Raw genomic sequence first — 510 nt, forward strand, 5'->3', positions numbered from 1 at the left:
TACTTCCATCTTCGTAAACATAATGGATGGTACGGCTAACACTTTCCTTGTTATCCAAGTTTTCAACGGTTCCTGGCCAACGTGGGCTATCTGGTTGTCCTGGATTAACTGGTGTGTTTGGTTGTGGAGTTGGGTTATCTGGGTTAACTGGTTCAACACGCTCTGAAAGGGTTACAGTGTAGACTTGGTCACGTGCTGTATCGTAGTCATAAACCTTCGCACCACCCGCTGTGAATTCATCGCTAACAAGCTTATAGCCTTGTTTCTTGAATTCTGTGATTTGACTTGTTGTGCTGTAGGCAATGGCTTCACCTGACTTACCTGTCACTTCATCTGTTGTGAGAACACGGTTACCGTTAGTGCTTACATAACGGATAATAGCTTTTTGAGCATCCTTACGGTAAGTAACTGTTTCAACACGGTCTTGGTCTTTCGCTTGAACTCCACTTACAGCTGGGATTTCTGATTTATCCGCTGTGTAACCTGCGATGGTTGGAGAGACCACTTTAT

The 510-nt window shown here is 44.3% G+C and carries 1 protein-coding gene; it reads right to left on the bottom strand.

The genetic code is table 11. From position 1 onward, the window contains the following. The coding region (locus D8855_RS10680) for a mucin-binding protein (protein WP_419991692.1) at nt 1-510 on the bottom strand (510 nt) is incomplete at both ends.

The organism is Streptococcus mitis (genome assembly GCF_003942685.1).
Taxonomy (GTDB): Bacteria; Bacillota; Bacilli; order Lactobacillales; family Streptococcaceae; genus Streptococcus; species Streptococcus mitis_CD.